Raw genomic sequence first — 26,535 nt, 5'->3', positions numbered from 1 at the left:
GGTCAAAAACCTTACTTATTTTTTGCAATAATCTGTGATTCTTTTGCTATAGTTAGCGTATGGGTGGTGCGGCATGCCGTGTAATCCGTACTTTCCATCAGGATAAATGTGAGCTTATTTCATCACTTAACCCAAGGAGTTACCAACTGTTGTCAGGGTTTTCTATTACGTTCCATCAGCGTTGCGGGTTTCACAGGCAGGCTGAGGTAATGTGGAATAACAGCATGACGGAGTGAACGATATGGATGAGTACTCACCGAAACATTATGATATTGCCCAACTCCGATTCTTGTGTGAAAATCTCTGTGACGAAAGCATCGCCACATTGGGGTATAGCAGCCATGGCTGGGTCAATGACCCAACATCTGCGATCAATCTCCAATTAAATGAATTGATTGAGCATATAGCTACATTTATTCTGACATTTAAAATAAAATACCCCGATGAAGACGAGCTTTCAAAACGGGTCGAGCAGTATTTAGATGACACCTATGCGTTGTTCAGTAACTATGGGATTAATGGTGCCGAACTGCAACGTTGGCAACGTTCTAAAGCCGCGTTATTAGAAATGTTCTCACAGGATAACGTCTGTTCATCTGCTAAATCTTAAGCAATAGATGCTTTTATATTAATTAACCACCAGGTGCTGGTATTGTTTTGATAAAGGTCGCCATGAAAAAAATTGATTATTTGATGCGCTTACGCAAGTGTACAACTATTGACACGCTTGAACGCGTTATCGAGAAGAACAAGTATGAGTTGTCTAGCGATGAGCTGGAAATGTTTTATTCTGCCGCTGATCATCGTTTAGCCGAGCTAACGATGAACAAGCTTTACGACAAGGTCCCTACCGCCGTTTGGAAATACGTCCGCTAAAGCATGGTGTTTATATACCCTAAATAATTCGAGTTGCTGGAAGGCGGAAAATGAGGGAATCCCGATGAACATACTCAAGTTGTGATTCCGGGGCGTGACATCACTAACGCAGACATTAATTGAAGCATGACAGCTATATACCTAAATGATTTAGGGTGAATATCTTACGCCAGCCTCATCGCTGGCGTTTTTATTCTTGCCAAGCCATTTGCTTACGCAAATATCACAATTGTAAATCACATGCATTGATCTCAATATAAATTTCTTACATTGCCTTTTTTTGGTGCAACGCTTTACCCTAAATAATTCGAGTTGCAGGACAACGCGCTAACGTTTTGAACAACGCGTGCGCTGCCCCTTTAGGATGAGATTCATTTATGAATCGCGTAACGCAACCAGTGAGTGAATTCCGATGAACTGATAAAAGTCAGTGATTCAAGTGAGCGAACGCCGTCAACACACCGGCAATGTGAAGTATGACGGGTATATTTTACTGGCGTGAAATCCGTCAACTTATCCCAAATCGACAATATCTTGTCACGTTTACCGTCATCATGTTTTTGAAATAATGACGTCACAGTGCTTATCCACACACGCGTTAATACCAATAAGGCACATCATCAGCAACGGGATATCATCAATAAACGTATTCAATACGCAGAACAGAAAGAAAAGAATGAGAATAAAAAAGCGCGGAAAATAAAAATGACGATGACGATGAATAAAAAGGGTGGAGGCCCTGCCAGCTGCATCCCGGCACACACGTCTCCTGCTGCGGCTGCTTCCTTCCGGACCTGACCGAGTCCACAGGGTAATGTTGCGGGAGAACCGACAGGGCCTCCATTGATTCATTTGCTCTGCGTGGTACATAGCATGGGCATTATCGGGTATGCACACCTCAATTGCAAGTTGACCACAGCCGACCGTTGTTTTCTTATTCGATTTCAGTTTCTCGACCGGCGAAACGCCCGTTTGCAAGCCCGTACACCTGTGCCACTATACCCTAAATAATTTGCGTTGCAGGAAGGCGGCAATTGAAGCCGTCCCAATGCGCTGACTCAGGTAAGTGATTCGGGTGTGTGAACGCAGCCAACGCACCTGCAACGTGAAGCATGACGGGTATATGTTGATTCGTCGTAGTATTAACAGGAGTAGCGATGGAGCAAGACAACTTTCGCCAGCGCGTTTTTCATATTGTAGCCGCCATCCCTTGGGGCAAAGTTACCACCTACGGGGAAGTGGCCCGCCTGGCGGGTTCCGCACGCGCTGCCCGCCAGGTCGGCGGCGTATTAAAAAAGCTGCCCGAAGGCAGCTCGCTTCCCTGGCATCGGGTAATAAATCGTCATGGTGAAATTTCGCTGACTGGCCCGGATTGCATTCGACAACGCTAAGCGCTCAGGGCCGAAGGGATAACCTTTACGCGTCAGGGCAGCATCGATCTCGCTCGCTATGGCTGGCAGTGCGAAACGCCATGAGAGCCATGAGGTGTTATCCCTCAGTGTTTAGCGGTGTATGGGCACTGGGGGTCAATAAGCCGCCCTGCGAGTGCGTTGGCAGCGCCACTGACTCCACGTGTCAATACCGATTGAATTCTGACCCACCCTGCCAAAGTAAAACTGACCCACCCCCTGGCTTTGTTGAATAATTTAACCGTTTGATTTACATCTTCTTTAGTTAGAATGCATTTACAGAGAATGTATTTTGTTAGAACGACAAATCAAATAGTTAGCACAATAAAAAGCATTCCGAGAGGAAAAATTAGTCGTTGAAATTTTATAATGCTTATATAAATCAGTATCTTAAATTATTCAACAAAGCCGAGTATTTGCCTACATATTCGCCAGATCTTAACCCAATTGAGCATAAATGGGCACAAGCAAAAAGCAAAAAAAGAGAGATGGGTTGCGATACAGAGAGTTTGTTCTCAGTCCATATGGTGTAATCAAAATTAAGTCGCTTGGCTATACATGGAGCAGGATGTGGCGACGTATATGCCCCATTCCCAGTCGAAACGCAACAAAACGGTAGGGCATTATGCCGCCTGTAAGTGCGTTAAAAATACCTCATTTGGAGAACGATAACCCAGCGATTTTCGGCCTCGCGTATTGAGCAGGTGTTCGAGTGCTGCAACCTTGCGATGGGTGACATAATTGAAGTCCGTTCCCTTCGGGTAAAAACGCCGTATCAGCCCGTTGGTATGCTCATTCAACCCGCGTTCCCAGGAATGATATGGCCGGGCAAAGTAGACCGGTGCCCCCGTGACTTTTGTAATTTCCCCGTGCTGGGAAAATTCAGAACCGTTGTCAGCAGTCAGGGTTTTAAACTCGCAGAAGGTATTGGCAACGATGTCCCTGAAGGCCGCTACCACTGTCTCTGCTCGCTTGTTGGGCAGTTTGCGAATGATGACCAGCTTGGCGGCTTTATCGACCACCGTCAGCAGGAATGATTTCTGATCTTTGCCAAAGATGGTGTCAATCTCGAAATGCCCGGGTTCCTGCTTGAGGTCAGCAACGGCCGGCCGCTGCTCAATGCCAACACGGTTGGGAATAGGACCGCGTTTGTTCTCATCGGTCTGATAGTTATACCGTTTACCCCGATGAGGGAGCTGCTGATACAGCTCACCGCCGGCCCGGCGCTCCTGCTGGATATAGCGATAGAGCGAGTTCTTGCTGACGGACAGGCCAAATTCCAGGACCAGGCGCCCACTGATGACCTCAGGTGAGGTGTGGGTAGACAGCGCCGTTATGATAAAGTCCTGAATGTGCGGTTCAAGCTGGTTAATCACGCTGTCCGGCCGTGTTTTCTGCCGCCGCCCTCTGGCCAACGTTTCGGCCCTTCTGCAGGAATAGACCCCGTTGAAAGCGGCGTCGGTATTGCGTCTGAGTTCCCTGCTGATGGTAGAACGAGGAAGCTCCAGTTCCCGGGCGATGGTGGCCTGGTTAACCCCATCACCACGCCGCTTTTCGATGTAGAACCGTTCTTTGTGAGTCAGATGTTTTCCCTGCATGCAACGGGATCTCCAGTAGGGCCAGAACGGTGATTTTATCCGACTCTGGCCAGTGGGTCACTTTGTTGCGTTTCGAGTGGGAATGGGGCTATCCGCTACTACAACCTAGACAGGCATCATGCCGCTAACGGGGATCTGTCTCCGGTGCGTTATGAACAAATGGCTGAGAAAAAAGTGTCCTGATTTACTTGACCAGTGCAGTTTTCCCTTGACGTTCTAAACGAAGGGCTCTTACCCACCGGCTAATCGCTGAAAGACTGACGTTCATGGCTTTCGCGGCTTCCTGGTAGGTATAATTTTGGTCAAGGACTAATTTGGCGGTTTCACATTTAAATTCAGCAGTAATTATTTTACTCATTTTGGCACCTATAAAAATTATGAGGTAAGCATATCACCTCTACTTAGGTGGCCAAATTCAGTATGCCACTACAGGGATGCAAGTCGCCACCATCGACCACTCTATGTGGTTCCACCGCCCTTTCCGCCTCGACGACTGGCTGCTCTACACCGTGGAGAGCACATCGGCTTCAGGTGCCCGTGGCTTTGTTCGTGGCCAGTTCTACACTCAGGACGGGACGCTGGTCGCTTCCACGGTACAAGAAGGGGTCATGCGGCGGCATGCTGCGCCTTAAAACAGCAAGAACGTTCCCTTATTCCTAAGCAAAAAAAACGCGGGCCAAGGCCCGCGTTTTTTATATCGTGCAGAAATTACTGGTTGTAAGCATTTTCGCCGTGGCTGTTAACATCCAGACCTTCACGCTCTTGTTCTTCCGGCATACGCAGGCCAACGGCCAGGTCTGCGACTTTGAATGCGATGAAGGCAGCAACACCGGACCAGATGAAGGCGACAATCACGCTAAACAGCTGTACCCAGACCTGATGCGCCATGGTAACGCCTTCCGCGTAGCCCGTGCCGCCCAGAGAAGCCGAAGTAAATACCCCCGTCAGGATACAACCAACGATGCCGCACCCGCCATGCACACCGAACACGTCACACGGGTCATCCACGCGCAGCCATCTTTTCAGTACCGTTACGCCCCACAGGCCAGCGAAACCACCGACCAGACCAATGATCAGCGCACCACCCACACCCACGGTTCCCGCAGCTGGCGTGATAGCAACCAGGCCTGCGATACAACCGGAACAGGCACCCAGCAGAGAAGGCTTACCACGCGCCATCCACTCACCGATAACCCATGCCAGAATCGCACCCGCGGTCGCGACTACGGTGTTCAGGAATGCCAGACCAGCAATTTCGTTCGCAGCAGCGGCAGAGCCTGCGTTGAAGCCGAACCAACCGATATAGAGGATAGCCGTACCGGTAAACACCATCGGCAGGTTGTGCGGTTTGAAGGCTTCTTTACCGAAACCGGCACGTTTGCCCAGCAGATAAGCACCGGTCAACCCCGCAACCGCGGCATTGATGTGCACCACAGTACCGCCTGCGAAGTCCAGCGCACCATCAGCCGCCAGGAAACCGCCGCCCCACACCATGTGCGTCAACGGCAGATAAGAGAACGTCAGCCAGATAGCAGCAAAAATCAGTACCGCAGAGAAACGGATACGTTCAGCAATCGCACCAACCACAAGCGCGACAGTAATGCACGCGAAGGAAGCCTGGAAAGCGACGTGAATCAATTGATAAATCGTGCCGGATTGTGATTTCAGCTCAATGCCTTTGAGCATGAACATATCCAGGCCGCCAAAGAAGGCATTACCGGTGGCAAAGGCCATGCTGTAACCGTAGATAACCCACAGCACACACACCATGGCAAACGTTACGGTAACCTGCGTCAGCATGGAGAGCACGTTTTTAGAGCGAATCAGGCCACCGTAGAACAGCGCAATGCCGGGCAGCGTCATGAACAGTACCAGCGCGGTACAAATCATCATAAAAGCGTTATCCGCTTTGTCGATTGCCGGTGTATCAGCGGCCATTGCCAGCGGCGGAGGTAACGCTGCGGCGGCAAGGCCTAATAATGAAGAGACACGTATTTTCATTTTCATCCATCCCAATTTTTCGTCAGCCAGGCATTACAGTGCGGCGTCGTCAGTTTCGCCGGTACGAATACGGATAACGCGTTGCAGTTCAGCAACAAAAATCTTACCGTCGCCAATTTTACCGGTGTAAGCCGCTTTACTAATCACATCAACGACTTCATCAACCTGATCGTCAGCGATGGCAATATCAATTTTCACTTTCGGCAAAAAGTTAACGCTATATTCAGCACCGCGATACAACTCCGCATGGCCTTTCTGGCGTCCAAATCCCTTCACCTCAGTGACGGTGAGCCCCTGGATGCCGACAGAAGATAAGGCTTCACGCACATCTTCCAGCTTGAATGGTTTTATCACCACAGTAACCAGTTTCATTATCTTCCCCTTACCAATTGAGTTCAGACTTACGCCCGCCACCATTTCGAATAACCTTCACGACAGGGATAAAGCAAAGGCTGTGCCACAAATGAGTAGAACCGATAATTGCACAGGGAAATAACGTGGAACCTGCCTGGAGAAGTAAAAGGAAAGGATAAAGATGTGATGTTGCGCACGCGCAATGCACTTATTTGGTGCATTGCGCGTAATAGCGGTGCATGGCACAGAAAAATGAAAATCATCTGCCTGTTGATGGTGCTCGGGTAAAAACGATCGCAACAGGCAGAAGGCCTTTAGTCAGATGATGGAAACGGGTTCATCCTCGCTGGCAGCCAGTTCCTGCCCCGCCAGTTGCAGTTGATACATCTGGTAGTAACGTCCGTGACGTTGCAGTAATTGCTCATGCGTACCCTGCTCCACCGTTTCACCATGATGTAGCACCAGTATGTTGTCAGCCTCTACCACGGTGGAGAGACGGTGCGCAATCACCACCAGCGTGGTGTGACGACGGATAACGCGCAATGCACGCTGAACCGCTTGTTCAGTACCGGAGTCAATGTTAGCTGTCGCCTCGTCGAGAATCAGTATTTTGGGTGGTTTCACCAGCACGCGGGCCAGAGAAAGCAGCTGTTTCTGCCCGACAGAAAGCGTATTGCCTTGCTCACCGATGGCGCTATGTATGCCCTCGGGCAGTGCCGTTGCCAACGCAGAGAGTTGCACAATATCCAATACACGCCACACGTCATCTTCTGGAATATCACGCCCCAGCGTAACGTTGGCATAGAGTGAATCCGCCAACACCATGGGGTCTTGTTGCACCATTGCGACATTTTGTCGTAATACCTGATGGGATAGCGACGTCAGCGGACGGTCATCCAACCGAATCTCCCCCTCATCCGGCTGATAATACTCCATCAGCAAACTCGCTAAGGTACTCTTGCCGCTGCCGGTGTATCCCACTAGCGCCACAAAGCCGCGCGCTGGCACCTGTACGCTGATATGGTTCAGGACACGCTGATTATCACGGTAAGCAAAAGAAACATTATCCATCTCGATAGCACCCGCCGTTAACGGACGCGAATCATCGCCGTAGGACTGCTGCACCGCATCCATCAGTTCAAAGATACGCTCACCGGCTACCACGGCCTGTTGCAACATGGACTGCTGGGTGGTCAGCGCAATCAGCGGCTCGTTGAGACGCCCCAGATAGCTGATAAAGGCATAAAGCACGCCAACGCCAATCGTTCCCACTGAACTGAAACCGAACTGAATCAACAGCCCGCACAGCACCATGGCGGAAAACAGGCTCAATAGTGGACGCAGCAGCACGCCATCCAGTCGCAACGTCTGCATCCGCGCCTGGAAATGCGCACGGCTTGAAGCACCCAGTTTGTCACCAAAACGCGACTGTTGGCGGAACTGCTGGATCACCGACATGCCCGAGATCGCTTCATTAAAGCCATCGTTAATGTCGGCCAGATAGCGGCGCAGTCGCCGCACAATCGGCGTACTAAAATGCTGATAGACCGTCATCACAATCGCCACCGCAGGGAAGATCATCACGGCAATCAGCGCCATGCGCCAATCGAGGGTGAACATGGCGACCAGCATGGCACCGATCAGCGCCATGCTGCGCAACACCGTGGAAACTACGGTGACATACAGATAGCGCACTACCTCGGTATCGTTGGTTACGCGAGAAATCAGTTGTCCAACCGGTTGTGTATCAAAGGTACTTAATGGTTGACGCAACGCGGCATCCATCACATCAATGCGCAACTGCTGCACCACGCCTACCGCAACGCGGTTGAACAACAGCGATTGCACGTAGTGCAATAGCGCTGCGGACAATTGCAGTAGGATATAAACCGCAGCCAAGCCCCCGGCCAGTGCCAGAGGAATATTGCCTTTCGCTACCAGGTGATCGATGAAATAGCTTACTAATGCAGGTCCTGCCACCTCGGCCGCCGCTGCCACCCAGAGCATTAGCACGCCCAACATCAGGGATTTTCGCCAAGGGGAACCATACGCCAACAGTCTCTTTAACGTCGGCCATAACTGTTTTGCGTTAGCCAATTGTCATCTCTCCCTTGACCGGCTCTTCATCCAGTGCCGCCTCTAACTGCTGATAGCGAAACATGTCGCTATACCATCCTGCTTGCGACACTAGCGCGCCATGGCTGCCGCGCTGGGCCACACCACCCTGCTGTAAAACCAGAATTTCATCGGCTTCAGTGAGGGCCGAAAGACGGTGCGCGCTGATAATCAGGGTGCGTTTCTCACCCCAACGCTTCAGGTTTTGCAAAATATGGTGTTCAGTTCGCCCATCCACCGCCGACAGCGCATCATCCAGAACCAATATCTCTGCGTCCAGCAGCAGCGCACGCGCAATGGCAATACGCTGTTTTTGTCCACCAGAGAGCATCACGCCGCGCTCACCCACCTGCGTTTCATAGCCTTGCGGCAAGCGCGTAATGTCATCATGGACGCTGGCCAGACGCGCAGCATGTTGAATCTGCGCCAGCGTGGCACCAGGGTTCCCGAGTGCAATATTGTTCGCCACGGTGTCGGAGAACAAAAATGGCGTTTGCCCGACCACCGCGAAACGTTGGCGCAGGCTATCCAGATTTAGCGTTGCGAGCGGAAGACCATGAAAACGAATCTCGCCGTCATCAAGATCGTAATGGCGCAGGATCAGGGCCAACAGCGTGCTTTTACCGGAACCGGTGGGGCCACACAGTCCCAGCATGTTGCCCGGCGCAAGCGTGAACGCCACCCGGTCGAGCACCGGGCGCGGTTGCTGTGGATAAGCAAAGGCGCGAACATCGACCTCCACGTTACCACGGCCCGATGGCAGTATTGCTTCACCGTCTGCCACCACCGGTGCTTCATTCAACAGTTGGCGAATGCGCCCGTAAGCTGCACTCCCGCGCTCCACGATATTGAACATCCACGCCAAGGCTAGCATCGGCCAAATCATTAGGCCCAGATACATCACGAAACTGGTCAGTTGCCCTAATGTAAACGTCCCCTGAATAATCATCCAACTGCCACCTCCAACGGCAAGCAGGTGTGAGAAACCGACGGCGATATATATCGTCGGATCGAAACGCGCATCAACTTGGGCCACGTGCATGTTTTTTTGACCCGCATCCTCAGCAACCGCCGCAAATCGGTTCGACTGATAATCTTCCAGCCCAAAGGCCTTGATCATACGAATGCTGGTCAGGCTTTCTTGCGCCTGATCGTTCAGCGAAGAGAACGCCGCCTGCGCGCCCTTAAAGCGCTGATGCAACTGCGTACCATAGTGTTTGATCACTATCGCCATGATAGGCATCGGCAGCAGCGCCAACAGCGTAAGCTGCCAGCTGATTTGGGTACTCATCACCACCAATACCGCGCATCCCATTACCATGGAATCCACCAGCGTCAACACCCCTTCCCCAGCAGCAAATACCACGCGATCGACGTCGTTGGTTGAGCGGGCTATCAGATCGCCGGTGCGATGACGCAGATAAAAGGCAGGATACTGGCGGCTCAACTGGCGGTAGAAATCGTCGCGCAGCTCCACGGCCAACTGGTATGAAGCGCCAAACAAAAAGATGCGCCACACATAACGCAACAAATAAACCATGACCGCGATCAGCAGCATCACGCCGATCCATTTCATCACCGTCGCTGCTGACATCGCATCGTGCGTAACGCCATCCACAATTACACCGACCAGCTTGGGTGGCAGCAGTTGCAGGATGGCAATAATGATAAGAAGAACCTCGGCCCCAAGGTATCGCCGCCATTCTCGACGAAAATACCAAGCCAATTGAGCAAAAAGTCGCACGCTGTTGTTATTCCATTTTCCAGAAGGGGCTGCAAAACATCACAGCGCCATTATACAGAAAGCTTATGCGCATCATCATTTATACCCGAAATAATTCAGGTTACAGGAAGGCGGCAAGCGCTGTCCCGAGGGCTGAACCTCAGAGAGGAGATTCATCATGGCACGATCGGGAGTGCGGTGGTGTGCTTTATCCGCTCCATGGCAAAGCTGGAGGTCACATCAATCAGGCCAGGAATGCCGCTGACCAGACGTTTGTAAAAACTATCATAGCTTTTCATGTCGGCGACCTGAACCTGCATCAGGTAATCATATTCTCCCGCCATGCGATAAAATGACAACACTTCGGGCATATCAGACACCACCTGGGAAAATTTTTCATACCAGGCACTATTGTGCTGCTGCGTTTTTAATAGCACAAAAGCCGTCAACCCCAGCCCCAGACGTTCGTTATCCAGCAGCGCAACGCGAGCACGAATATAGCCTTCTTCTTCCAATCGCTTTAGACGTTTCCAGCAAGGGGTCGATGTCAAATGCACCGCATCAGCCAACGTTTGCAACGACAAGGTGCAGTCGTGTTGCAATAGGTTAAGCAGCGCACGATCGATTTTATCCAGCATAGCGGCATTCCAGAATCATTTTTTCTCTATTTCACGCGCAACGGAATGAAAAGGCAACCAAGGTGCGGGAAAAACCGCTTTTTTCCTTTTATCGGCGCTCGCCAGGAACGTAAAAACACGTTACTTTCCACTAACTCTAAAATAAGAGAAAAAAAGTCTCCAATAAAGCGTTTTAAAAGAAATTAAAACCCCATTGAAGTTTAAAAAAACAATCCTTTTTCCTGCAAAACCGGATAGGCTACCCCCATAGATGCAAAACAGGCAAAGAGAGCAATATCATGACAACGGCATGGGTTAAACAGGCCATTAGCGCGATTGATGCGGATTTTCAGCGTTCAGCCGATACCCATTTGATTCGCCTGACGTTACCGCACTATCCAGGGATTTACTTCTATCTTAAGGATGAAAGCACACACCCAAGCGGCAGCCTGAAACATCGTCTGGCACGATCGCTGTTTCTTTATGGCTTGTGCAACGGCTGGATTAAAGAAGGCACCCCCATTATTGAGGCGTCCTCCGGCAGCACCGCCATCTCTGAAGCCTATTTTGCTCACCTGTTGGGCCTGCCTTTTATTGCCGTTATGCCTAGCTGTACTGCCAAGCGCAAAGTGGAACAGATAGCCTTCTACGGCGGACACTGCCATTTCGTCGAGCAATCCAGTCAGATCTATGCGGCATCGGAGCAACTGGCTCGTGAACTGAACGGCCACTATATGGATCAGTTTACCTACGCCGAACGCGCTACCGACTGGCGCGGCAATAACAACATTGCTGACAGTATATTCCGTCAGATGGCGCGTGAACCCTATCCGGTTCCCGATTATATCGTGATGAGTGCTGGCACCGGCGGCACTTCCGCCACCTTAGGTCGCTATATCCGCTATCAAGGTATCGACTCACAGTTGATGGTGGTCGATCCGCAGAACTCGGTGTTTTTTGATTACTACCATCAGCGCGACCGTGCCCTGACGGGACACTGTGGCAGTAAAATTGAGGGGATTGGTCGCCCACGCGCAGAACCCTCTTTTATACCTGACGTGATCGACAGCATGATGCAGGTGCCGGATGCGGCCAGCATTGCCACGCTGTATTGGCTGGAAAGTATTCTGGGACGCAAGGTCGGCGCATCCACCGGCACGAACGTCTGGGGCATGTTACAACTGGCTAATCAGATGCGTGCGCAGGGTAAACAAGGGGCGATTGTCACCTTGCTGTGTGACAGCGGGGAGCGTTATCTGGATACCTATTACAATGCCGAATGGGTCGCGCAAAACATCGGCGATATCAGCCCGTATCTGGCGCAACTCAACGCGGGGCAGGCACAGAATCAACGAGAGCTGATTGTAGCCTGATCCGAGTTAACGCTGAAAACGACGCGCGTTTGCGATAGCATGTCCCTCTTCCGTCACACTGGGAACATCGCCCTTGAGCAACAAAGGTAGAGCAATGACAAAACGCGCGGTTGTCGTATTTAGCGGTGGGCAGGACTCCACCACCTGTCTGATTCAGGCACTCAGCCTGTATGATGAAGTGCACTGTGTCACATTCGACTACGGTCAGCGCCACCGTGCGGAAATCGATATTGCGCGCGCGCTTGCAAACCAATTGGGAGCCAAGGCACACAAGGTGCTGGATGTCGGTTTACTCAATGAATTGGCAGTCAGTAGCCTGACGCGCGACAATATCGCCGTACCGGATTACGACGCCTCTGCATCCGGTATTCCCAGCACGTTTGTGCCAGGGCGCAATATTCTGTTTCTTACGCTGGCGGCCATTTACGCCTACCAGGTCGCCGCGCAAGCGGTGATCACTGGCGTCTGTGAAACCGACTTTTCGGGCTACCCTGACTGCCGCGATGAGTTTGTCAAAGCCTTGAATCACGCGATCGTGCTCGGTATCGCCCGTGATATTCAGTTTGTTACGCCGCTCATGTGGCTCAACAAGGCGGAAACCTGGGCGTTGGCTGACCATTACCACCATCTGGATACAGTACGCAACCAGACGCTTACCTGCTACAACGGGATTCAGGGCGACGGTTGCGGCCACTGCGCGGCATGTCATTTACGTGCAAATGGCTTAGCACACTATCAACAGGATCGCGTCGGCGTGATGGAATCAATGAAACGCAAAACCGGTTTGCAATAAGGTCATCGGATAGTGGGGTGAACAGGCTCGTACCGCCCCCCACTTTCACTAGGCCAGCGGTGAATCATCGGATGATGGTGGCTGCATAAACGCCTGCAAATGCGTTAACAACTCGCCTTCCAGCGGCAATGCCTTCTGCGTCGTAAGATCGATACACACAAAGGTGTAGTAGTTGAATAATCAGGACACTAAACTTACATCCAAAACGGAGGTGTTTAGTGAACCATAAACGACAATTTACCCCTGAGTTTAAAAAGGAAGCCGTTGCCCTGGTAACAGAGCAGGGCTATACGATAGCCAGGGCAGCAGCATCGCTGGGCATAAGCAACAAAACCCTGCATACATGGGTCTCGCTGGCACGCGAGCAGAGCAACGGCGTACTCAGCGATGATGAACGTGCAGAGTTAAAACGGTTACAAAAGGAAAACAAAGAGTTACGTACAGAGAAGGAGATACTAAAAAAGGCGAGTGCCTTCTTCGCGAAACATATGTCGTGAGATACCGGTTCATTCTCGACAATGCCACTGACTTCAGCGTTCGTACACTCTGTCGGGTCATGCGTGTGACGGCCTCTGCCTGGTATGCATGGCGAAAAAAGCCCGCCGAACCGCTGCAAAAAAACGTGGAGGTCCGGGTCAGGTTAAAGGCGCTGTTCGCCGCCAGCAGGCAGGGAGCAGGAAGCCGGACGCTGGTCAAAAGGCTTCGTGGAGAAGGCATCATAATCAGCCGCTGGCGGGTGAAGAAACTCATGCAGGAAGAGGGGCTGGTCTGCCGACGGCGCCGGACTTATAAGGTCACGACAAAACCCCGCCCGGGTGCAGAGGTGGCCCCAAACCTGCTGAACCAGAATTTTAACCCGCCGGGGCCAAATCAGGTGTGGGCGAGTGACATCACGTATCTGAAGACCGGTGAAGGCTGGCTGTATCTGGCGGCTATTATGGATTTGTACTCCCGGCAGATAGTGGGCTGGCAGGTGGACAGACGGATGACCTCATCGCTGGTCTGCGGGGCCCTGATGCAGGCATATAACCTGCGAACTCCCCCGCCGGGCCTGGTGGTGCATACGGACAGGGGGGCGCAGTACACGGGACAACGCTTTCAGGCGCTGCTGAGCAGCTACAGGCTGAGGAGCAGTATGGGAGACGTGGGTGCCTGCTGGGATAATGCGGTGATGGAGCGCTTCTGGGGCAGTCTGAAACATGAATGGTTGCTGCTGGTACCCCAGCCAACACGGGCTTACATGGAGCAGGATGTGGCGACGTATAGCCAAGCGACTTAATTTTGATTACACCATATGGACTGAGAACAAACTCTCTGTATCGCAAACCATCTCTCTTTTTTTGCTTTTTGCTTGTGCCCATTTATGCTCAATTGGGTTAAGATCTGGCGAATATGTAGGCAAATACTCCACCATATACCCTGCATCGATGATGACTTGTTGAATATTATGTTTTTTGTGAAAAGTGGCATTGTCCATCATGATTACACTGTTTTTAGGGAGTACTGGGATAAGGACTTGTGTGACCCAGGCATAGAAAACATCGCTGTTAATATTGATATCAAATAATCCGATAGCAAACAGCGTTGTGCCTAATAAAGCGCCGATAACATTTGTTCTTCCCCTAGCTCCCCAGTTCTTCAGGCCAAAACACCGTTGACCTTTTGGGGAATAGCCGTGAGTCCGTGGGGTATCGTGTGAAAAAACACTTTCATCAATAAAAACAATAGGTTTACCTTCTTTTTCATACTGTTGTTTTTTTTGTTGAAATCCCTGCCGGGCGTTTTCGTCGGCTTTCGGATGACGTAGAGTTTTTTTTATAGGTCAATCCCAGCTTTTTAAGCGCTTGCCAAATGGCCTTCTGACAAACGCCAAAACGCTCTGCACGTTCTTTTTGGTAAGCATCTGGATATTGTTCAACATCTTTTATCAACTCGGATTTATCGATCTTTCGCTGACGCGTGGTCGATGCTTTTGACTCTATTTGATTAATCCAACGCGATACAGAGGCAGGGCCAATCCGAAATTGCTTCGCTGTTTCTCGGATACTCAACCCTTCGTTTTTCCGTGTAGATATCACTTTACGTCTAAAATCAATTGAATAGCTCATTTAAATAATGTAATCAAAATTAAGTCGTTTAGCTATATTATGCAAGGCTAGATAGAGTAATTTTATCACCGAGTCATCCGTTGGAAATATTCGTCGCGTTTTCGTTATCTTGCGCAATGAAGCATTTAACGACTCTATCGCGTTGGTGGTGTAGATAACCTTGCGGATCTCCGGCGGAAAGTCAAAAATGACGATGAGACGTTCCCAATTATTTCTCCACGACGGGCTGATCGTCGGGAACTGCTCATCCCATTTGGCCGCGAAGGCATCCAGGGCCTCTTCAGCGCCCTCTAGCGTTGCGGAACTATAGATAGTGCGGAGGTCAGCAGCAACGGCTTTACGCTCTTTCCAGCCGACGTAGCGCAGCGAGTTCCGCACCTGATGCACAATGCAGAGCTGTACCCGCGTATGCGGGTAAACAGCTTCAATGGCATCAGGAAAGCCTTTCAGGCCATCGCAGCAGGCGACGAAGATGTCCTTTAGCCCACGATTTTTCAGTTCTGTCATCACAGATAACCAGAACTTGGCCCCCTCAGTTTTGGCTATCCATAGCCCCAGCAGCTCTTTTTCGCCCTGGCCGTTGACGCCGAGGGCCAGATAAACAGACTTGTTGGCCACGGCTCCGCCGTCCTGGCTTTTGACAACAATACAGTCAAGGTAAACAATGGGATAAAGCGCATCCAGCGGCCGTTGCTGCCAGCGCTTAACTTCATCCATCACAGCATTGGTCACTTGAGAAATGAAGCCAGCGGAAACATCGACCCCCTAGACTTCTTTAAAGTGTGCCTGAATATCACGGGTTGATAACCCTCTGGAATATAGAGAAATAATGCGGTCATCGAAGCCGTTAAGCTGTTTTTCGTTCTTACCGATCAGGGCTTTGTTGAATAAATCAGAATTAGCCGACAGGATGACTCCCTCTGCTACACCTGTTATCCTATCCTGACGCTGTGTGGCATACCCAACAACGTCATACGGTTCAGCGCTTTGACCATCGCTATCGCTTCACCTACTTGAGCCTCATAGTCACGCAGGCTCAGATGGCCACCCAGCAAAGTTTTTATGCGGAACATCGCTGTTTCTGCCACTGAACGCCGGTGATAACCCACTTTCTTTTTCCACATATCATTACTCCCGCTCAGACGCTGATTCGCCACCGCATGGTTACGTTCATGGTACTTGTCCGGCCAGTATTTGGCTCCGCTTCGCGGCGGGATAAGGGGCCTGATTTTCTTTCTTAGCAACGCATCGTGGCAGTAACGGGCGTCATAAGCACCGTCTGCTGACACTTCCCTGATTTTTCGGTGGGTTTGGTTAATCAGGCCCGGCAGTGCCTGCGCATCTGTCGTTCCGCTGAGCGATAAGTCGGCACAGATAATCTCATGCGTCGCACTGTCTGCTGCCAGATGAAGCTTGCGCCACACTCTTCGTCTGTCAGCCCCATGCTGCCTGACTTTCCATTCACCTTCGCCAAAGACCTTCAGACCGGTACTGTCGATGACCAGATGCGAGATTTCACCACGCGTTGGCGTTTTTATGCTGATACTGACGGTTTTTGCCCGCCGACTGACCAGAGAGTAGTCCGGGCAGCGCAGTGGCAGGCTCATCAGTGTAAAAACCGAGTCGACAAAGCCCTGTAATGCACGGAGCGACAGGTTAAACACGCGCTTTATCATCAAAACCGTGGTAACAGCCATATCGGTGTAGTAAAGCGGCCGACCACGACCTTCAGGCGAAGCACTGTCAGTCCATGCAGCGATGGCCGACTCATCAAGCCAGACCGTCAGGGAGCCGCGTTGTCTGAGTGCTTTGTTGTAGGTGGGCCAGTTGGTGATTTTAAACTTTTGCTTTGCCATGGGGAGCTGCTATCGGGAGCGATGATAGTGCTTTGATCCGGCGATCCCCTGAAAGTTCGATTTATTCAACAAAGCCACCGATCAGTGTCGGCTCGAAGGTATAGCCAAGCGACATTATTTTGATAACAGCCAGCTATGCTTCTTTGCCGCATATCAGGGCATAGGATGTAATCATTTTTAAGTCGGTTGGCTATACTGTTGCGGTCGCGCGGAATATCGAGCTCGATCTCCCCATTTTGGCTACGTACGCTCTTGGATGTCTTGCCATTGCGGGAGTTGCCTGAATGATTACCTGCCGGGTCATGCTTAGCATACCCAAGGTGCATCTCCATCTCAGCTTCAAGAACCCGTTCCGCCAGTCTTTTAGTCAGCACCTTGAGTAGGCCTGATTCACCCAGCAGATCCTGAGGGGAGTGGCAATCTTGAAGCAGTTGGTCAATAAGTTCGTTGCTATAGCCAAGCGACTTAATTTTGATTACACCATATGGACTGAGAACAAACTCTCTGTATCGCAACCCATCTCTCTTTTTTTGCTTTTTGCTTGTGCCCATTTATGCTCAATTGGGTTAAGATCTGGCGAATATGTAGGCAAATACTCCACCATATACCCTGCATCGATGATGACTTGTTGAATATTATGTTTTTTGTGAAAAGTGGCATTGTCCATCATGATTACACTGTTTTTAGGGAGTACTGGGATAAGGACTTGTGTGACCCAGGCATAGAAAACATCGCTGTTAATATTGATATCAAATAATCCGATAGCAAACAGCGTTGTGCCTAATAAAGCGCCGATAACATTTGTTCTTCCCCTAGCTCCCCAGTTCTTCAGGCCAAAACACCGTTGACCTTTTGGGGAATAGCCGTGAGTCCGTGGGGCATCGTGTGAAAAACCACTTTCATCAATAAAAACAATAGGTTTACCTTCTTTTTCATACTGTTGTTTTTTTTGTTGAAATCCCTGCCGGGCGTTTTCGTCGGCTTTCGGATGACGTAGAGTTTTTTTTATAGGTCAATCCCAGCTTTTTAAGCGCTTGCCAAATGGCCTTCTGACAAACGCCAAAACGCTCTGCACGTTCTTTTTGGTAAGCATCTGGATATTGTTCAACATCTTTTATCAACTCGGATTTATCGCTCTTTCGCTGACGCGTGGTCGATGCTTTTGACTCTATTTGATTAATCCAACGCGATACAGAGGCAGGGCCAATCCGAAATTGCTTCGCTGTTTCTCGGATACTCAACCCTTCGTTTTTCCGTGTAGATATCACTTTACGTCTAAAATCAATTGAATAGCTCATTTAAATAATGTAATCAAAATTAAGTCGTTTAGCTATAATAGGCATTTTGTTATCCTTTGAAGGTTTTCCTCAAAATGCCATTTACACAGATTATTTTACAGTCTCTGAATAACCGCACTGCCGTCCAGAGAGCGGGAACGCTACGTATCTGACGCTTACAACACCAGGCGGGCCCGGTTATTCTCAATCAGCGTCGGCCCGATGCCGGACACCTCCTGCAACTGTTCAATATCGGTAAAGGGACCGTTCTCATCGCGATATTGAACTATCGCCTCCGCTCTGCGCGCGCCTATCCCTTGTAACTGGGTCAATTGCTGCACGGTCGCCGTATTAATATTCACCGTTTCCTGCGTCGACGCTGTTGCCTGTGACGCTGGCGATGAGGCACTGCTGTTTGTTGCCTCCTCGCCCGTTTTCGCCAGAATCCCGCCCGTAAAAGCGGATAACCCCAGGGCCAGGCATAAACACAGTGCTGACATTCCTTTCCTTTTCATACGATATCTCCCTATTGATTAATTGGCAGGTACAGGGTGCCGAAATATAGCCAAGCGACATTATTTTGATAACAGCCAGCTATGCTTCTTTGCCGCATATCAGGGCATAGGATGTAATCATTTTTAAGTCGGTTGGCTATAAGGGACATCGCACAAACCACGGCGTTAAAATGTGGAAAAGGCCGCGAAAGCGGCCTTTTGTTATTACAGCGGATTACAAATTAATGCATATACCCTTCATACTTCAGGTTGCAGATGCAGGGGTTGCACTTACTGCGGTTGCTGCTCCTGAGCGGCGGCACCTAATTTGATGGTCGCTTCGGTGCGCAAGCTGGAAACCAGGGTATCAAACAGCGTTGTCACTGCGCTCTGCTCAACCTGGCTGGAAAACTGTGCTTTTTGCTCATCAGTGATGGTGTGGGGTTTCACGCTGTCCAGCGCAACCAGCACCACGTTCCCTTCCTGATCGCGTGCCACACCGTAGCTTACCTTGTCCTTTTGCGGTACAGGCAAGGCAAACACGCTTTCTGCCAACACATTGCCCTGAGAAACGGAGGAGAGGGTCTCTGGCTCGCCAAAGCTGAGGTTAGCGGCTTTCAGCGAGTCCTCTTTGCCTTGTTTCAGGTCAACCACAATTTTTTCAGCCTGTAGGTTAGCCTGCTGCTGCGCTTTCTGCACTTTCAGCACCTGAACAATCTCATCACGTACTTGATCCAGAGGACGCGATGTTTCTGCACGGTGATCGGTGATTCGTAGCACAATCGCACGATCGCCATCGACGCCAATCACATTGGAGTTGCTGCCCGGGGCACCGTTATCGCCTAACAGGGTGCCGCCAAAAATAGCCTGCGTCACCTGCGGGAAATTCAGCTCAGCAGGCACTTGATCGTGGCTAAACCAAGCCGTTTCAACGGTTTTTTGACCCGCAGCTTCTTCCGCTGATGTCAACGATTCATTGTCATTGCTTGCCGCTTCGCTGACTTTACATTGCACAGCAAAGAATTCATCCAGCGCTTTTTCACGTTTTGCTCTGACCGCAATGTCATCACGCACCGCACTCAACGGTTTAACCTGCGCGGCCTGAATGTCATCCAGACGAACAATCAGGTAGCCCACTGAGGATTTTACCGGCTCAGAGAGTTGGCCTTTTTCGGTCAGTTTTGCCTGCTGCAATTCATCGACCGTGGCATTGGCATCCATCCAGCCCAGATTGCCACCGTTACGACGCGATACCACATCCTGCGATTTTTCTTTTGCCAGTGCGGCAAAATCAGCACCGTTTTTCAGTTCATCCAGCACGGCGCGAGCGTCCGCCTCGGTTTTCAACTGAATCACGCTAAAACGCTTGCGCTCAGGTTGGGTAAACTCTTGCTTATTCTTCTCGTAAAATGCCGCGATATCAGCATCAGTGATTTTCACACTGTCCATAACGCGTGCGGCATCCAGCAACAGATAGCTGACTTTGAAAGCTTCCGGGTCGATAAAACGGCCCTTGTTGCTGTCGTAATAGGCCTTGATCTCTTCATCCGTCACGTTCAGCGTTTTGGCAATGGCCGCCACGTCAATCGTTGCCGTTATCACCACACGATCCTGTACGGCCTGCGCCACCAGACTGTCGATCTCTTTTGGCAGCGAGAATTGCGTCGCGCCCAGCCCCTGAATCAGTTGCTGCGTGACCAGTTGCTTACGCAGCAATTCCGCGTAGCGATCCGGTGTCAGGCCCAAACGGCGTACCTGATCCAGATACTTTTCGTTATCGAACTGGTTGTTGGTCTGGAAAGCGGGAACAGCGAATATGGCCTGTTTAATCTGCGCATCGCTGATGTTAAGCCCAAGCTTACGAGCATACTGGTCAATCAGCGCTTCATCGATCAGTTGCGAGAGCACCTGCTGACGCATCTGCTGCATATAACCGTCATTGCCTGCCAGCACGGAAAAGTTTTCTCCCAACTGTTCCTGCATGCGGCTACGCTCGTTTTGCACCGCTTTTTCAAACTGCGCACGACCGATTTCCTGCCCGTTGACTTTGGCGGCGTAATCGTTAGAACCGTCGATAAGGTAATCACCCACGCCCGTCAATACGAAGGAGGCGACGATCAAGCCCAGAATAATTTTCAGCACGACGTTATTAGCGGCCGCGCGTAAATTGTCCATCATAATGTGACAACACTCCGCTGTAGTATGGATAACACGCCCTGCGTTGGCTAAAACCACGCTTCCCTGCGTTTCTGGCGAACCGTAATGCCAGAACATGACATGCCAGAGAGAGGAGCGGGAAAGACGTTACGCCGCAATGCGACGCCCCGCAGGGTGATGGGCAGTGTTCGCCCGTCATAAAAAAGGCACATCATAAAATGATGCGCCCCTTATCTTACATTACCGACACCGTGGCGTCAGGTAATGTGTGGTAACGTACTCGGATTACAGCACAAACCTGTGACGAGATAATCAGTTAACGGCGTCTTTCAGCAATTTACCGGCACGGAAGCCCGGTACTTTTGCTGCTGGAATGCTGATTTCCTTGCCCGTTTGCGGATTGCGCCCAGTGCGAGCAGCACGCTCACGCACGGAGAACGTTCCAAATCCTACCAGTGCAACGTCATCCCCTGCATTCAGAGAATCGGTAACAGAACCAATAATTGCATCTAACACACGCCCTGCTGCCGCTTTGGAAATATCAGCATCTGCGGCAATTTTGTCGATCAATTGTGACTTGTTCACTCTCTCATCCCCTCTGAAATCCTGTTGTCACGCTGAATATCCCAAAACGCGACACGTAGCTTTTTTCAATTCTGTAAAACCTTAGCACAGCGTGCTTGCTAAGACTAACAGTGCCATAACTTAGCGGTACAAAAAAACGCTGGCAAGCGCCATTTCTGCTGCCAGCGTGATTTTTCTCAAGGGTTTTCGCGATAGGTCACTCTTTCGCGGCCTTGGCGGGCACCGTTTTCGCCTTGGCAGGCGCTCGCTTGGCCTTAACAGGCTCCGGCTGCATACCGTCTGGCGGGTTTTGTAACGCTAACGCAAGCACTTCCTCGATACGTTTGACCGGGTGGACCTCCAGGTCCGCAATCACATTCGCCGGAATTTCTTCCAGATCGCGTTTGTTCTCGTCAGGAATCAATACCGTCTTAATGCCACCGCGATGGGCTGCCAACAGCTTCTCTTTTAAGCCCCCGATCGGCAATACCAAGCCCCGCAGAGTAATTTCCCCGGTCATCGCAACATCCGCTCGCACCGGATTGCCCGTCAGGCAGGAAACCAGCGCGGTACACATGGCGATCCCGGCGCTTGGACCATCTTTGGGCGTTGCCCCTTCCGGCACATGCACGTGGATATCACGTTTTTCATGGAAATCGGCATTGATACCCAGCCGTTCAGCACGGGCACGCACCACGGTGAGCGCCGCCTGAATAGACTCCTGCATCACTTCCCCGAGTGAACCGGTATAGGTCAATTTTCCCTTGCCCGGCACGCACGCGGTTTCAATGGTCAGTAAATCACCGCCAACTTCCGTCCAGGCCAACCCAGTGACCTGCCCAACGCGGTTTTCTTCATCCGCGCGGCCGTAGTCAAAACGCTGAACGCCAAGGAAATCTTTAAGGTTATCGCCCGTAATTTCAATATGCTTAACGGTTTTATCCATCAACAGCGTTTTTACCGCTTTACGGCACAGTTTGGATATTTCGCGTTCCAGACTGCGCACGCCCGCTTCACGCGTGTAGTAACGGATGATTCCGGAGATAGCACTGTCAGCAACGGTCAACTCACCTTTCTTCAGTGCGTTGCGTTCAATCTGCTTCGGCAGCAAATGGCGCTTGGCAATATTGAGCTTCTCATCCTCGGTGTAGCCAGATAGGCGAATCACTTCCATACGGTCCAGCAACGGCGCAGGAATGTTCATCGAGTTAGAGGTCGCCACAAACATCACATCGGACATGTCGTAGTCCACTTCCAGATAGTGGTCGTTGAAGGTGACGTTCTGCTCGGGATCTAATACCTCAAGCAGTGCAGACGCTGGATCGCCACGCATATCAGACGACATCTTGTCGATCTCATCCAACAGGAACAGCGGGTTTTTCACCCCGACCTTAGCCATCTTCTGGATCAATTTGCCCGGCAGTGAGCCGATGTAAGTACGACGGTGACCGCGAATTTCCGCTTCATCACGCACGCCGCCGAGCGCCATACGCACGTATTCGCGCCCCGTCGCCTTGGCGATGGACTGCCCCAGAGAGGTTTTCCCTACCCCCGGCGGCCCGACCAGGCACAGAATCGGCCCCTTGATTTTGCTGACACGACTTTGCACCGCGAGATATTCAAGAATACGCTCTTTGACGCGATCCAAACCATAATGGTCGGTGTCCAGGGTTTCCTGCGCTTTAACCAGGTCTTTTTTTACCTTGCTGCGCGCATTCCACGGCACCTGAACCATCCAGTCGATGTAGCTGCGCACCACCGTCGCCTCAGCGGACATCGGTGACATCATCTTCAGCTTTTGCAGCTCGGCTTCGGCTTTTTCCCGCGCTTCTTTCGGCATCTTGGCCGCTTCAATCTTGCGTTTCAGCGCTTCGTGTTCGTCCGGTGCATAGTCCATCTCACCGAGCTCTTTTTGAATAGCTTTCATCTGCTCGTTGAGGTAGTACTCGCGCTGGCTTTTTTCCATCTGCTTTTTCACGCGACTGCGAATACGTTTTTCCACCTGCAACAGGTCGATTTCCGATTCCATCATCGCCATCAGATATTCGAGGCGTTCCGTAATATCAGACATTTCCAGCACGGACTGTTTGTCAGCCAGTTTCAGCGGCATGTGTGCGGCAATGGTATCCGCCAGACGTGCTGCATCTTCAATGCTGTTTAACGAGGTCAATACTTCCGGCGGGATTTTCTTGTTCAGTTTGATGTATCCCTCGAACTGATTAACCGCCGTGCGCATCAGGACTTCCTGCTCGCGCTCTTCAATGGCTGGCGACGAGAGATATTCCGCCTGGGCAGCAAAATGTTCACCGCCGTCAGACAACGTGGTGATACGCGCACGCTGTACCCCTTCGACCAGCACTTTAACCGTGCCGTCCGGCAGTTTCAGCATTTGCAGAATGGAGGCGACCGTTCCTACCGAGAAAAGATCGTTAATACTGGGTTCATCCGTTAAAGCCTCTTTTTGTGCCACCAACATGATCTTTTTATCGTGATCCATCGCGGCTTCAAGGCAACGAATCGACTTCTCCCGGCCAACAAACAACGGAATGACCATGTGCGGATAAACCACCACATCGCGCAACGGCAATACGGGGATTTCAATGCGTTCGGAACGCTCAGGGTTCATAGAGCTCTCTCTTAGTTTCGTTTCCGCCAGGTTAAAGGAATCTCGTGAAACGCGGATGTCACGGGTTTCGCCAACAAGTATTGGAGTATATGGGGATAAATATCCGACATTCAACGACCAGAACATGCGAAAAAAAATGGGAGATAAAATCTCCCATTTTCAACTTCTGTCAGGCATACAAGTGACTATTTATTCGCCAGACGCCTGTTGCGCTTCAGGTTTACCGTAGATCAGCATCGGTTCTGATTGACCGGCAATCACCGACTCATCAATCACCACCTTATCGACGCTCTCCATGGAGGGCAGGTCGTACATGGTGTCCAGCAACGCCGCTTCCACAATGGAGCGCAAACCGCGTGCACCGGTTTTACGCGCCATGGCTTTTTTGGCAATCGCCGTCAACGTTTCTTCACGGAATTCCAGCTCAACCCCTTCAAGATTGAACAGTGCCTGATACTGTTTGGTCAGCGCGTTTTTCGGTTCGCGCAGGATTTGGATCAGTGCATCTTCGCTCAGCTCTCTCAGCGTCGCGACCACCGGTAAACGGCCAATAAATTCAGGGATCAAACCGAACTTGATCAAATCCCCCGGCTCTACCTGGCCCAGCAATTCGCCTTCGGTAGCCTTTTGCGCCGAGCCTTTCACCGTTGCGGCAAAACCAATACCGCGACCAGTATCAACACGCTGCTCGATCACTTTATCCAAACCAGCAAATGCCCCACCGCAGATGAACAGTATCTTGGAGGTATCAACCTGCAAAAACTCCTGTTGCGGATGCTTGCGTCCACCTTGCGGCGGAACCGCAGCGATAGTGCCTTCAATCAGTTTAAGCAGAGCCTGCTGCACCCCTTCCCCCGACACGTCACGGGTGATGGAGGGGTTGTCGGACTTACGTGAAATCTTATCGATTTCATCGATGTATACAATGCCACGCTGCGCTTTCTGTACGTCGTAGTCGCATTTTTGCAACAGCTTCTGGATGATGTTTTCCACATCCTCACCCACGTAACCCGCTTCGGTGAGCGTGGTGGCATCCGCCATCGTGAAAGGCACATCAAGGAAACGGGCCAGCGTTTCAGCCAACAGGGTTTTACCGCTCCCTGTCGGGCCAATCAGCAGAATGTTACTCTTGCCCAGCTCGATGCCGTTGCTGCTGTCGCCATTACGCAAGCGCTTGTAGTGGTTGTAAACCGCAACCGCCAGAACCTTTTTCGCCTGCTCCTGACCAATAACATAATCATCCAGGTGGCGGCGAATTTCATGGGGCGTGGGTAACGCACTGCGTTCACGATGCGGAGCCACTTCCTTTATCTCTTCGCGAATGATGTCATTGCACAGATCGACACATTCATCGCAGATATACACTGACGGCCCGGCAATCAGCTTACGGACCTCATGCTGGCTTTTGCCGCAGAAAGAACAGTACAGCAACTTCCCTGAACCGTCTTTGCGCTTGTCTGTCATCAGTAAACCTCTTCTTTTATCTCTTGCCCGCAGGCCCAACAGCGATATCACTACAACCTGAATCACGCGCAAGCGCGCATTCGTGAACCACAGGTACGCTATGGCCGACGGCGTTATTCGCGGTGCGTCATCACGGCGTCAACCAATCCATACTCTACTGCTTCATGGGCAGAGAGGAAACGGTCACGCTCAGTGTCACTCTCTATCACTTCGAGAGGTTTGCCCGTACGTTCAGCCATCAGCTCATTCATACGTTGCTTCACTTTCAGTATTTCACGCGCATGGATTTCGATGTCCGTCGCCTGCCCCTGGAATCCCCCCAGCGGCTGGTGAATCATCACGCGCGAATTCGTCAGGCAGAAACGCTTGCCCTTGGCGCCGGCAGTGAGCAGGAAAGCCCCCATGGAGCAGGCTTGTCCCATACAGATGGTGCTGACATCCGGTTTAATGAATTTCATGGTGTCGTAAATCGACATTCCTGCGGTAATCACGCCACCCGGAGAGTTGATGTACAGATAAATATCTTTTTCCGGATTTTCGGCTTCCAGAAAAAGCATCTGAGCAACGATCAGGTTGGCCATGTGATCTTCCACCTGACCCGTCAGGAAGATGATGCGTTCTTTAAGCAGTCGGGAAAAAATATCGTAAGAACGTTCCCCGCGCGAAGTCTGTTCTACCACCATCGGCACCAAAGCCATTTGGGGTGCTAATTTTTCTTGTTCGCCACTGTATAACATTCACCTCTCCTCGATAAAATGCTTTTGGTGCCATGTATCAGATTCTACTTGAGATAACGACGGTTGACTATCACGGTCACCCCGACGTTTCCCTTAAGAATGACACCGACTCGCCAAAATCCATGACCACGCGCCTCTGTTTCTTCTAGTTGGGGCATTGCGCGCTATTTCAAGCTTACACTATCCTTTATTTTAGATTAAAGGGTTATCGTGCCCACTGCGTTTACAATGCTTTGCATAGCAAACTGCGTTTTGCATAGAAACTAAGATATTGCACTCCCAAGAGACAATGCGGATTTTATCACTTGCGAAACGTTTCAATGCCACACCCACACTGTTTTATCATAGTGCAATCTGGCACATCCGTGGCGATAGGGTTTTTCAAACCTAAAT

25 protein-coding genes, 1 other RNA gene and 5 pseudogenes are annotated in these 26,535 nt (G+C 50.9%); 9 read left to right on the top strand and 22 right to left on the bottom strand.

Features of this window, described 5'->3' with window-relative positions:
* Positions 1-241 precede the first annotated feature (241 nt).
* Both tomB and ACQGXV_RS23570 read left to right on the top strand, forming a co-directional pair.
* Positions 242-610: an Hha toxicity modulator TomB gene (gene tomB / locus ACQGXV_RS23575; protein WP_440867569.1), complete on the top strand. Its 369-nt coding sequence runs from the start codon at positions 242-244 to the stop codon at positions 608-610.
* A 62-nt stretch (positions 611-672) separates the two neighbouring features.
* Positions 673-876 (top strand): HHA domain-containing protein, encoded by a 204-nt coding sequence (locus tag ACQGXV_RS23570; protein ID WP_195315224.1) that lies wholly within the window; start codon positions 673-675, stop codon positions 874-876.
* Between the two features lie 737 nt (positions 877-1,613).
* On the opposite strand, the gene ffs is transcribed toward ACQGXV_RS23570, so the two are convergent.
* Positions 1,614-1,710: signal recognition particle sRNA small type (gene ffs / locus ACQGXV_RS23565), an RNA gene on the bottom strand.
* A 323-nt stretch (positions 1,711-2,033) separates the two neighbouring features.
* Here ffs and ACQGXV_RS23560 point away from each other — a divergent pair.
* Both ACQGXV_RS23560 and ACQGXV_RS23555 read left to right on the top strand, forming a co-directional pair.
* Positions 2,034-2,351: pseudogene (locus ACQGXV_RS23560) on the top strand (MGMT family protein).
* Positions 2,352-2,641: 290 nt separating this feature from the next.
* Complete coding sequence (locus tag ACQGXV_RS23555; protein WP_440863350.1) at positions 2,642-2,818, top strand: transposase; 177 nt, start codon at positions 2,642-2,644, stop codon at positions 2,816-2,818.
* Positions 2,819-2,908: 90 nt separating this feature from the next.
* Here ACQGXV_RS23555 and ACQGXV_RS23550 read toward each other — a convergent pair whose 3' ends face one another.
* Together ACQGXV_RS23550 and ACQGXV_RS23545 are read right to left on the bottom strand one after the other, a co-directional pair.
* Entirely contained in the window at positions 2,909-3,883 is a 975-nt protein-coding gene (locus tag ACQGXV_RS23550; RefSeq protein ID WP_440863349.1) for an IS30 family transposase, read from the bottom strand.
* Positions 3,884-4,082: 199 nt separating this feature from the next.
* Positions 4,083-4,241: pseudogene (locus ACQGXV_RS23545) on the bottom strand (transposase); the annotation flags it as partial.
* A gap of 70 nt (positions 4,242-4,311) precedes the next feature.
* Here ACQGXV_RS23545 and ACQGXV_RS23540 point away from each other — a divergent pair.
* Positions 4,312-4,515: pseudogene (locus ACQGXV_RS23540) on the top strand (hotdog domain-containing protein); the annotation flags it as partial.
* A gap of 76 nt (positions 4,516-4,591) precedes the next feature.
* On the opposite strand, the gene amtB reads toward ACQGXV_RS23540, so the two are convergent.
* From amtB to ACQGXV_RS23515, 5 genes are all read right to left on the bottom strand, one after another.
* On the bottom strand, positions 4,592-5,884 hold the full coding sequence (gene amtB / locus ACQGXV_RS23535) for an ammonium transporter AmtB (RefSeq protein ID WP_440863348.1): 1,293 nt from the start codon (positions 5,882-5,884) through the stop codon (positions 4,592-4,594).
* Between the two features lie 33 nt (positions 5,885-5,917).
* Positions 5,918-6,256, bottom strand: a complete 339-nt coding sequence (gene glnK, locus ACQGXV_RS23530) for a P-II family nitrogen regulator (protein ID WP_195315229.1) — start codon at positions 6,254-6,256, stop codon at positions 5,918-5,920.
* Between the two features lie 300 nt (positions 6,257-6,556).
* A complete protein-coding gene (locus ACQGXV_RS23525; RefSeq protein ID WP_440863347.1) occupies positions 6,557-8,335 on the bottom strand; it encodes a SmdB family multidrug efflux ABC transporter permease/ATP-binding protein in 1,779 nt (592 codons plus the stop codon).
* Positions 8,328-10,097, bottom strand: a complete 1,770-nt coding sequence (locus tag ACQGXV_RS23520; RefSeq protein ID WP_440863345.1) for a SmdA family multidrug ABC transporter permease/ATP-binding protein — start codon at positions 10,095-10,097, stop codon at positions 8,328-8,330. Before ACQGXV_RS23520 ends, ACQGXV_RS23525 begins: the two co-directional genes overlap by 8 nt.
* A gap of 155 nt (positions 10,098-10,252) precedes the next feature.
* Complete coding sequence (locus ACQGXV_RS23515) at positions 10,253-10,714, bottom strand: Lrp/AsnC family transcriptional regulator (RefSeq protein WP_440863343.1); 462 nt, start codon at positions 10,712-10,714, stop codon at positions 10,253-10,255.
* Positions 10,715-10,992: 278 nt separating this feature from the next.
* Between ACQGXV_RS23515 and ACQGXV_RS23510 the strand changes: the two genes are divergently transcribed.
* From ACQGXV_RS23510 to ACQGXV_RS23495, 4 genes are all read left to right on the top strand, one after another.
* On the top strand, positions 10,993-12,066 hold the full coding sequence (locus ACQGXV_RS23510) for a PLP-dependent cysteine synthase family protein (protein WP_440863342.1): 1,074 nt from the start codon (positions 10,993-10,995) through the stop codon (positions 12,064-12,066).
* A gap of 94 nt (positions 12,067-12,160) precedes the next feature.
* Positions 12,161-12,859, top strand: a complete 699-nt coding sequence (gene queC, locus ACQGXV_RS23505) for a 7-cyano-7-deazaguanine synthase QueC (protein WP_440867568.1) — start codon at positions 12,161-12,163, stop codon at positions 12,857-12,859.
* A gap of 218 nt (positions 12,860-13,077) precedes the next feature.
* A complete protein-coding gene (locus tag ACQGXV_RS23500; protein ID WP_440862591.1) occupies positions 13,078-13,356 on the top strand; it encodes a transposase in 279 nt (92 codons plus the stop codon).
* Positions 13,353-14,138 (top strand): IS3 family transposase, encoded by a 786-nt coding sequence (locus tag ACQGXV_RS23495; protein ID WP_440863340.1) that lies wholly within the window; start codon positions 13,353-13,355, stop codon positions 14,136-14,138. Before ACQGXV_RS23500 ends, ACQGXV_RS23495 begins: the two co-directional genes overlap by 4 nt.
* 6 nt (positions 14,139-14,144) lie before the next feature.
* Here the strand turns inward: ACQGXV_RS23495 and ACQGXV_RS23490 are convergent, their stop codons facing one another.
* From ACQGXV_RS23490 to clpP, 14 genes and pseudogenes are all read right to left on the bottom strand, one after another.
* Positions 14,145-14,678 (bottom strand): IS630 family transposase, encoded by a 534-nt coding sequence (locus ACQGXV_RS23490; protein WP_440867567.1) that lies wholly within the window; start codon positions 14,676-14,678, stop codon positions 14,145-14,147.
* Positions 14,602-14,967: an IS630 transposase-related protein gene (locus ACQGXV_RS23485; RefSeq protein ID WP_440862584.1), complete on the bottom strand. Its 366-nt coding sequence runs from the start codon at positions 14,965-14,967 to the stop codon at positions 14,602-14,604. The genes ACQGXV_RS23490 and ACQGXV_RS23485 overlap by 77 nt, the downstream gene beginning before the upstream one ends.
* A gap of 24 nt (positions 14,968-14,991) precedes the next feature.
* Positions 14,992-15,855: pseudogene (locus tag ACQGXV_RS23480) on the bottom strand (IS256 family transposase); the annotation flags it as partial.
* A gap of 44 nt (positions 15,856-15,899) precedes the next feature.
* Positions 15,900-16,823 (bottom strand): IS5 family transposase, encoded by a 924-nt coding sequence (locus tag ACQGXV_RS23475; protein ID WP_440863224.1) that lies wholly within the window; start codon positions 16,821-16,823, stop codon positions 15,900-15,902.
* Positions 16,824-17,020: 197 nt separating this feature from the next.
* A pseudogene (locus ACQGXV_RS23470) lies at positions 17,021-17,293 on the bottom strand (transposase); the annotation flags it as partial.
* Between the two features lie 5 nt (positions 17,294-17,298).
* Positions 17,299-17,832 (bottom strand): IS630 family transposase, encoded by a 534-nt coding sequence (locus tag ACQGXV_RS23465; RefSeq protein WP_440862665.1) that lies wholly within the window; start codon positions 17,830-17,832, stop codon positions 17,299-17,301.
* Positions 17,756-18,121, bottom strand: a complete 366-nt coding sequence (locus tag ACQGXV_RS23460) for an IS630 transposase-related protein (RefSeq protein ID WP_440863338.1) — start codon at positions 18,119-18,121, stop codon at positions 17,756-17,758. Before ACQGXV_RS23460 ends, ACQGXV_RS23465 begins: the two co-directional genes overlap by 77 nt.
* A gap of 155 nt (positions 18,122-18,276) precedes the next feature.
* Positions 18,277-18,600 (bottom strand): ComEA family DNA-binding protein, encoded by a 324-nt coding sequence (locus tag ACQGXV_RS23455; RefSeq protein ID WP_440863336.1) that lies wholly within the window; start codon positions 18,598-18,600, stop codon positions 18,277-18,279.
* A 26-nt stretch (positions 18,601-18,626) separates the two neighbouring features.
* Positions 18,627-18,764: a hypothetical protein gene (locus ACQGXV_RS23450; RefSeq protein ID WP_440863335.1), complete on the bottom strand. Its 138-nt coding sequence runs from the start codon at positions 18,762-18,764 to the stop codon at positions 18,627-18,629.
* 121 nt (positions 18,765-18,885) lie between these two features.
* Positions 18,886-20,772 carry a peptidylprolyl isomerase gene (gene ppiD, locus ACQGXV_RS23445; RefSeq protein ID WP_440863334.1) on the bottom strand — a complete coding sequence of 629 codons (1,887 nt, stop codon included), beginning with the start codon at positions 20,770-20,772 and terminating at the stop codon, positions 18,886-18,888.
* A 291-nt stretch (positions 20,773-21,063) separates the two neighbouring features.
* Positions 21,064-21,336, bottom strand: coding sequence for a nucleoid-associated protein HU-beta (gene hupB / locus ACQGXV_RS23440; protein WP_440863332.1), 273 nt, complete (start codon positions 21,334-21,336; stop codon positions 21,064-21,066).
* 196 nt (positions 21,337-21,532) lie between these two features.
* Positions 21,533-23,941: an endopeptidase La gene (gene lon / locus ACQGXV_RS23435; RefSeq protein WP_440863330.1), complete on the bottom strand. Its 2,409-nt coding sequence runs from the start codon at positions 23,939-23,941 to the stop codon at positions 21,533-21,535.
* 189 nt (positions 23,942-24,130) lie between these two features.
* Positions 24,131-25,405 (bottom strand): ATP-dependent protease ATP-binding subunit ClpX, encoded by a 1,275-nt coding sequence (clpX, locus tag ACQGXV_RS23430; RefSeq protein ID WP_440863328.1) that lies wholly within the window; start codon positions 25,403-25,405, stop codon positions 24,131-24,133.
* Positions 25,406-25,518: 113 nt separating this feature from the next.
* Complete coding sequence (gene clpP / locus ACQGXV_RS23425; RefSeq protein ID WP_440863326.1) at positions 25,519-26,142, bottom strand: ATP-dependent Clp endopeptidase proteolytic subunit ClpP; 624 nt, start codon at positions 26,140-26,142, stop codon at positions 25,519-25,521.
* Positions 26,143-26,535 lie beyond the last annotated feature (393 nt).

This window comes from Symbiopectobacterium purcellii (assembly GCF_052050035.1).
Lineage (GTDB): Bacteria > Pseudomonadota > Gammaproteobacteria > Enterobacterales > Enterobacteriaceae > Symbiopectobacterium > Symbiopectobacterium purcellii_A.
This window is presented reverse-complemented; position numbering and strand designations above follow the sequence as displayed.